This is a genomic window from Hymenobacter glacialis (assembly GCF_001816165.1).
Classification (GTDB): Bacteria; Bacteroidota; Bacteroidia; order Cytophagales; family Hymenobacteraceae; genus Hymenobacter; species Hymenobacter glacialis.
The window spans coordinates 1-7,954 of record NZ_MDZC01000094.1; the positions used below are offsets into that span (position 1 = coordinate 1).

The 7,954-nt window shown below is 62.7% G+C and carries 4 protein-coding genes; 2 read left to right on the forward strand and 2 right to left on the reverse strand.

Annotation, left to right across the window (positions count from 1 at the left end; translation table 11 throughout):
• On the reverse strand, positions 1-2,597 hold a 2,597-nt coding region (locus BEN48_RS14710; RefSeq protein WP_070735660.1), incomplete at its 3' end, for a TonB-dependent receptor domain-containing protein.
• 306 nt (positions 2,598-2,903) lie between these two features.
• On the opposite strand from BEN48_RS14710, the gene dxs reads away from it, so the two are divergent.
• A complete protein-coding gene (gene dxs, locus BEN48_RS14715; RefSeq protein ID WP_070735662.1) occupies positions 2,904-4,850 on the forward strand; it encodes a 1-deoxy-D-xylulose-5-phosphate synthase in 1,947 nt (648 codons plus the stop codon).
• A gap of 275 nt (positions 4,851-5,125) precedes the next feature.
• Here dxs and BEN48_RS14720 read toward each other — a convergent pair whose 3' ends face one another.
• Positions 5,126-6,559, reverse strand: coding sequence for an amidohydrolase family protein (locus BEN48_RS14720; RefSeq protein WP_070735661.1), 1,434 nt, complete (start codon positions 6,557-6,559; stop codon positions 5,126-5,128).
• A 218-nt stretch (positions 6,560-6,777) separates the two neighbouring features.
• Here BEN48_RS14720 and BEN48_RS14725 point away from each other — a divergent pair, with 218 nt between their 5' ends.
• Positions 6,778-7,851: an aldose epimerase family protein gene (locus BEN48_RS14725; protein WP_206599868.1), complete on the forward strand. Its 1,074-nt coding sequence runs from the start codon at positions 6,778-6,780 to the stop codon at positions 7,849-7,851.
• The last annotated feature ends 103 nt before the right edge of the window (positions 7,852-7,954 follow it).

Consider the following 7,954-nt stretch of genomic DNA (forward strand, 5'->3'; position numbering starts at 1 on the left):
GCCCTGGCCACTGGGCCGGCCGCCGCCAGCCGGGGCGCGCCGGTAGCGCCGCCATCGGCACCGCCAACACCGCCGGCATCGCCGCCGCCGTCGCTTTTCAGGTCGTCGTTGTTGATGCTGCGGCGGCGGCGCGGAGGAGCCACCGTGAGCTTGCCAATGCGGTAGCTCAGGTTCACGCGGAAGCCCATGGACTGCGTTACGCGGCGGTTGTTTTGGTCGATGAGCGGCGACACCACGTTGGTGCGCACGGTGATGTTGGGCGTAAAGAAGTTATCAAACCCAAAGCCCAGGCTGCCGCGCTTCTCGGCAAAGTCGCGCTTGATGCCCAGCGTATAGAAGCCCTGGCCGGTTTGCTCGCCCTGCAGCTGCACCTGGCGGCCGCGGTAGAAGGCAAACGCCTGCACGCCCCATACCGGGGTGAAGTTGTAGGAGCCGCCGATGCGGCCGCTGGCCACCCAGCCCTCGTTGGAAGCATTGAAGCGAATGTCGCTCACGTTGTTGGTGAGGGTGGAGTAGTACGTATCGATGCCGGCGTTGAAGTTGACTTTGGGCCCGGAGATGTTGGCGAAAATGCTGCCGCCGTAGGCCCGCTGGCGGCCAATGTTGGCATAGGTGGTTTCTACCGTGTCGGAGCGCACGGTGCGCAGGGCCTCAATGGAGCCCGTGGTGTTGCGCACAAACGTGCTGAAGTTCAGGTTCAGTCCTTTGTAGGCGGTACTATAGCCCAGCTCCACGTTGTCGGTGTATTCCGGGGCCAGCGTAGGGTTGCCGCGGCTGATGTCCTTGGGGTTGGCCGAGTTCACGTTGGGGTTGAGGAACTGCAGCGACGGCCGCTGAATGCGCTTGTTATAAGCCAGTTTCATCACGTTGGCGTTGGCCAGCTTGCGCGAGAGGTTCACGCTGGGCACCAGCACGCCGTAGTCGGGAATGTTGACCGGCACGGTGGAGTTGGCAAAATCAGCGTCGATGACGGTATACTCGTAGCGCAGGCCCGGCTTGATGGTGAAGCCCTGGGGCAGGCTCAGGGTGTAGGCCGTGTAGGCGGCCGTCACGTTCTGGCGGTAGTTGAACTGGTTGTTGTTCACCAGGCCCACACCGGACTGGGGCGAAATTACTTCGCCGTTGGCCCCGAAGCTTGTGGTGCTGTAGTCTGAATTGACCCGGCGCAGGATGTTTTTCACGCCCATTTCCAGAATCTGGGTCTTGCTGAGGGGGTTCTGGTAGTCGAACTGCGCAGTGTATTCCTCGTTGTAGCTCGGGTTGTTGTTCTCGATGCGGCTGGCCCGGTCATCTGTGGCGCCGAAAATATTGTTGGTGAACGTGTTGGTGCGGTCGTTGCGGCTAAATAGCGTAAGGATGCTGAATTCGTGCTGCGGCTTCTCGAACACGTGCGTGTAGTTCAGGCTGGCGTCCACGGTGCCCGACAGGTCTTTGGTGGCCACGTCGCGCCGCGAAAACGAGAGCGGGGTGCCGGTGGCCACTTCGCCGGCGTAGGTCGTCGTCGTCAGGTCGTCCTGGAAGTTGCGGCCGCTGCGGGTGCCGTACGACACCGACGCCTGCAGGGAATTAAACTTGTTGATGTCGTAGTCCCAGCCCAGGGTGTAGCGCCCAAAGACGCCCTGCGTGCGGGTGTCGGCCGTTTGGGTGGTGGTGAAGGGCGTGCTGCCCGCCAGGGGACGTGTGGTTTGCAGGTTGGAGTACTCGCCCGGCGCGTTGTACTGCGCCCGGCCGTAGCCGCCCAATGAAAAGCCCATCTTTCCGGTGCGCAGGCCACCGTTCAGGCCCAAGGTGCTGCTGCGCAGGCCCGTGCTCGTGTTGATGCCCAGGGTGGCTCCGCGCAGGTTGTTTGTCTTGGTGATGATGTTGATGATGCCGCCCGAGCCTTCGGCGTCGTACTTGGCCGAGGGCGAGGTGATGACCTCCACGGTCTTAATCTGGTCGGCGGGAATCTGCTTCAGGGCGTCGGCAATGCTGCCGGCCGCAATGGTCGAGGGCTTGTTGTTGATGAGCACCCGGATGCTGGAGCTGCCGCGCAAACTCACGTTGCCGTCGAGGTCTACGCTGAGCAGGGGCACGCGCTTGAGCACGTCGGTGGCGTCGCCGCCGCGGGTGGTCTGGTCGTTTTCGGCGTTGTACACCGTGCGGTCCACCCGCTCTTCTATGATGGCCTTCTGGCCGGTCACCACCACTTCGCCCAGCTTCTGGGCGCTGGTGGTCAGGATTATCTTGCCCAGGTCCACGGCCCCGCCGGCCGGCACCAGGGTGCCGGGCCGCTCTTCGTTCTTATAGCCCACAAAGCTCACCTGCACCATGTAGCTGCCGGCCGGAATGCCAGCCAGGATAAACGTGCCGTCGTCGCCGGCCACGCCACCGTTCACTACCTTGCCCGCGCCGTCGAGCACGGCCACTGTGGCATACGAGACGGGCTTGCCCGTGCCCGCCTCCGTCACCGTGCCCGTGATGCGGCCGGTAGTGGCCCGCACAGCGGCTGGAGCTGTTGTTGGGCGGGTGCCGGGGGTTTGCTGCCCCGCGGCTAATTGGCTGGTGCCCAGCAGGGCAGCCAGTAATACGGCCGTAGCCGATACTTTTTGTTTCATACAATACATAGCGGCCAAAGTGCCACAAATTGACCCGGAGGTTGCATCCGGCGTCCTTTTTTCTGGTTGCAAAGAGAGTGTAACCGCAAACCGGTTAATTCCTCTTTGCTGATACGCAAAGGTCCCCACGAATACCGCCGGAATAGCTACAAACTAGATTATCAACCCCCGAACCCCGACAAAAGGCCGGATTATCCCGGTTGTCACAACCGCTGTTCGTCGCGCGTCGTACCTTTGCCGAGGCCCGCTAATCTTTTAGCGGGTCAGATGGTTACACACCGTCACCATCCCACCGACGCTGCCCTGATGATAGTTGAACCCGGCCCGCTACTCGCGGCGATAGACTCGCCCGACGACCTCAAAAAGCTTGCTCCTGAGCAATTAGTCCAGCTCAGCACCGAGCTCCGGGACTTCATCATCGACTCCGTGAGCATTTACGGCGGGCACTTTGGCGCCTCGTTGGGCGTGGTAGAGCTGTCGGTGGCCCTGCACTACGTGTTCAACACACCCGACGACCAGTTGGTGTGGGACGTGGGCCACCAGGCCTACGGCCATAAAATCCTCACCGGCCGGCGCGAGCAGTTCCCCACCAACCGCCGCTACCACGGCATGTCGGGCTTTCCCAAGCGCAGCGAGAGCAGGTACGATGCCTTCGGGGTGGGCCATAGCAGCACCAGCATCGGGGCGGCGCTGGGCATGGCCGTGGCCTCGGACTACAAGGGCGAGAAAGACCGGCAGCATATTGCCGTTATCGGCGACGGCGCCATGACGGCCGGCATGGCTTTCGAAGCCCTCAACCACGCCGGCGTGGCCAAGTCCAACCTGCTGGTTATCCTCAACGACAACTGCATGAGCATTGACCCCAACGTGGGCGCGCTCAAGGAATACCTCACCGACATCACCACTTCGCGCACCTACAACAAAGTGCGCGACGAGCTGTGGAATGTGCTGGGCAAGCTCAGCAAATTCGGCCCCAACCCCCAGCAGATTGCCCGCAAAGTAGAGGCCGCCATGAAGGCCACCCTGCTCAAGCAAAGCAACCTGTTTGAGGCCCTGAACTTCCGCTACTTCGGGCCCGTGGATGGCCACGACGTGCAGCACCTCGTCACCATCCTCAACGACCTGAAGGCCATTCCCGGCCCCAAAATCCTGCACTGCGTGACGGTGAAGGGCAAGGGCTACGCGCTGGCCGAGAAAGACCAGACGCTGTGGCACGCGCCGGGCCTGTTTGACAAAATCACGGGCGAGATTTACAAAAAGACCCCCGAGAAGCCCCAGCCACCCAAGTACCAGGACGTGTTCGGCCACACGCTGGTGGAGCTGGCCGAGGCCAACGACAAAATAATGGGCGTGACGCCGGCCATGCCCTCGGGCTCGTCGCTGAACATCATGATGGCCGCCATGCCCGACCGGGCCTTCGACGTGGCCATTGCCGAGCAGCACGCCGTCACGTTCTCGGCTGGCATGGCCACGCAGGGACTGGTGCCGTTCTGCAACATCTACTCCTCGTTTATGCAGCGGGGCTACGACCAGGTGGTGCACGACGTGGCCCTGCAAAACCTGCACGTGGTGTTCTGCCTCGACCGCGCCGGCTTTGCGGGCGCCGACGGCCCCACCCACCACGGCTGCTACGATTTGGCCTTCATGCGCTGCATCCCCAACATCGTGGTTTCGGCCCCGATGAACGAGCAGGAGCTGCGCAACCTGATGTATACTGCCCAGCTGCCCGAAAACGCCGGCCCCTTCAGTATACGCTACCCGCGCGGCGAGGGCGTGATGCCCGTGTGGCGCACGCCGCTGCAGCGCGTGGCCATCGGCACGGGCCGCGTGGTGCGCGAAGGCGCCGAGGGCGGCGTGGCCATCCTCAGCATCGGCCACATCGGCAACTACGCGGTGAAGGCCACCGACACCCTGGCCGCCGAAGGCCTCGACGCGGGCCACTACGACATGCGCTTCTGCAAGCCGCTGGATGAGGAAATGCTGCGCGACATCGCCCGCCGCTACCGCGCCATTGTGACCGTGGAAGACGGCTGCCTGCCCGGCGGCTTCGGCTCGGCCGTGCTCGAATTCCTCACCGACCATGGCTTCCACCTGCCCATCATCCGCCTCGGCATCCCCGACCGCGTGGTGGAGCACGGCTCGCAGGACGAGCTTTACAAAGAGTGCGGCTTTGATGCCGCCGGCATTGCCCAGGCCGTGCGCGACCAGAGCGCCAAGGTGCTGGCCGGTACGCGGGCCACGGTGCTGGGGTAATGATTCTTTTCTGAATTCCTGCAGGCAATAAAAGCCCTGCCAGCATCAGCTGGCAGGGCTTTTATTGCCTGGGAAGTTGGCTTGATGCTGTTGCTTTCAACGGCTTGTACAAAACCATCCACGAAAGCGCCGCAACTTCCAACTGGCCTTGCGCCCTAAGAAGAGCAAAGCGCATGGGGTGCAGGCCAGGCAGTGCCTACCAAAGCCGGATGTCGGTGATGCCGCTGGAAATGAGCGGCTGGTCGCTTTCTGGGAAGGTCGTCAACTCGCCGGGGTCAGTTCAATCCTACTTTTCCCTTCATGGACCCAAAGAGCTTGGCGGAATCGAAGCCCACGCCGTTTTTGAACACGATTTCCATCCGGCGCATGTGCTGAATATCCTGCTCGGGGTCGCCGTCGATGAGAACCAAATCGGCCTGCTTGCCGGCCTCAATGGTGCCGATTTGCTTCTCGCGGCCCAGGTAGGTGGCGCCGTTGAGGGTGCTGATTTTGATGGCCTGCACGGCTGTGAAGCCGGCTTCTACCAGCAGCTCCACTTGGCGGCGGTTGGCGTAGCCGGCCACGGTGCGGCCGGCACCGGTGGGGTCGGTGCCGGACACGAGCAGGCCGCCGGCATCGTAAAACTGCTTTTCCCAGGCCATTTCCTTCTTGAACAGGCGCAGACTGGCGGTGTCCTTTTGCTGGTTTTGCTTCCAGATGGCAGTTTCGCGTTCCTGCAGTTGCGGAATCAACGATTCGAGGCCGCCGCCGAGCACCACTTCCCGGCCGGTGTAGGGCTCAAATACCGGCAGGGTAGAGGTAAGGGCCACTTTTTTGCTCACCAGAAAGCGGATGAGGCTGGTCATTTCGGGGCTATTCTGGGGCAGGCGCAGCAGGCTTTGGCGCACGCCGGGGTCGCAGGCATCAGGCGCTTTGTTGGCTACAAAGTCGGAGCTGGCCATGAAGCCGTGCTCCAGGTTGTCGATGCCGATTTCGGCCGCCTCGCGGTAGGTGATGGAGCAGAGGTGACCGGTGATTTTGAGCTGGCGCGGGTGCGCCACGGCCACCACGGCCGCGAGGTCGGCGCGGGTGGCGTGCATGTACATCTTGAACGAAGTACAGCCTTTGTCGGCCCAGAACTTGGTGGTGGCGGCGGCGTCTTCGGGGCCTTTCACGGTGTTGAGGGCCGGAATGTCCAGGCTGGCCTCTTCGATGTAGGGCGCGGTCACGTCCATGTCGGGCCCGATGAGCTTGCCCTCGCCAATGAGGCGCTGCACGGCCAGGTCGGTTTGGGGCTCGATGCTGCCGGCCGTGCGAATGGTAGTGGCGCCCCCGGCAAGGTACAGCCGCGGGAAGGAGTAGGGCATCTGGGCAATGTTGAAGAACGGGCCGGCGGGCATGGTGTAGTACAGGTGCTCGTGCAGCATCACCAGGCCGGGAATCAGGGTTTTGCCCGCGCAGTTGATGACCTGGGCGCCAGCCGGCACCTTCACCTTTTTCAGGGGGCCTACCTGCGTGATGCGGCCGTTCTGGAGCAGCACCGTTTGGTGCAGCAAGGCAGGGCGGCCGGTGCCATCCAGCACCTTGGCGTCGGTGAGGGCCACCGTAGGCGCGTTCACCTTAATAAATTCCTGTACCTGCGGCGTAAATTGCTGGGCCTGGCTGGTGGCCCCGGCGGCTAGGGTGAGGCTGGTGATAACGGCGCAACGCCGACGGAGGCTAGACCACATATGCGGGAGGAATGGGGCCGCCCCGTGGCAGCCGGGTGAAGGAGCGGGCTAAGGTAGCGTATGGCCGGTTTGGACGGGCCGCTTCGTGCCTGCTTTGGCTTTTGAGATTTTTCCGGCGCACTTTGCCGTGGTCAGTGACTACCGTGCCCTGCGTTTGGCCGTACCCAATGCAGTCCCGCCGCAGCCCTGGCTCAGTACCCCATTAGATGCCCTTGCCAATGACCACCGTTTCAATGCCCACTACTGCGCCATTTGGCCAAACCACCGATGGCACCCACGTGCAGCTTTTCACGCTCACAAATGCCAACGGCGTAATGGCCCGCATCACCAACTACGGCGGCACGCTCACCAGCCTGCTGGTGCCTGATAAACACGGCCGTTTGGGCGATGTTATCCTAGGTTTCGACCACGTGAGCGGCTACCAAAGCCCGGAGTATCTTAAATCGGGTCCCTACTTCGGGGCGCTGATTGGACGCTACGGCAACCGCATCAAAGACGGCAGATTCGCGCTGGATGGCCAGGAATATAGCTTGGCTAAAAATAACGGCCCGAACGCGCTGCACGGCGGCAAGGTGGGTTTCGACAAGGTGGTGTGGCAGGCCGAGGCCGGCACTTCGGCAGAGGGCCAAAACCTGACGCTGACCTATCTGAGCAGGGATGGCGAGGAAGGCTACCCCGGCAACCTGCGCGTGAGAGTGGTGTACACCCTAACCGCTGACAACGTGCTGCAAATCAGCTACACCGCCACCACCGACCAGGCTACGTTTATCAACCTCACCAACCACGCCTACTTCAACCTGAACCACGGCGCTGGCCAGGACATTCTGGGCCACGAGCTAACCCTAAACGCCGACCGCTACACGGTAGTGGACGCCACGCTGATTCCGACCGGCGAGCTGCGCCCCGTGCGCGGCACCCCCTTCGATTTCACCACGCCCCGCGCCATCGGGGAGCGCATGGCGCAGGTGCCTGGCGGCTACGACCACAACTGGGTGCTGAACCACGCCACCGGCGCCCACGCCGCCGCCAGCGTGCACGAGCCCACCACCGGCCGCACCCTGGACGTAACCACCGACCAGCCCGGCATCCAGTTCTACGCCGGCAATTTCCTCGACGGCACCCTGACGGGCAAGGGGGGCGCGGTGTACGTCAAAAACGCCGGATTCTGCCTCGAAACCCAACATTTTCCTGACTCACCCAACCAGCCCCAATTCCCCGGCACGGCGCTTCGGCCGGGCGAAACGTTCCACTCCGTAAGCAGCTACCGGTTCGGCGTGCGCAAGCCTCGGTAAGTATTGTTACGCACGGAGTTGTCCGAGCTGATGGTACATGGCTTTCAAGCCCACGGTGTAGAGCTGGGCTTTGAGGCGAAGGTGACCGATGCCGCATTTGAAT

Excerpts from the sequence above, each read along its gene's own strand:
- BEN48_RS14725 (WP_206599868.1), top strand. The coding sequence starts at position 6,778 with ATGACCACCGTTTCAATGCCCACTACTGCGCCATTTGGCCAAACCACC.
- BEN48_RS14720 (WP_070735661.1), bottom strand. The coding sequence starts at position 6,559 with ATGTGGTCTAGCCTCCGTCGGCGTTGCGCCGTTATCACCAGCCTCACC.
- dxs (WP_070735662.1), top strand. The coding sequence starts at position 2,904 with ATGATAGTTGAACCCGGCCCGCTACTCGCGGCGATAGACTCGCCCGAC.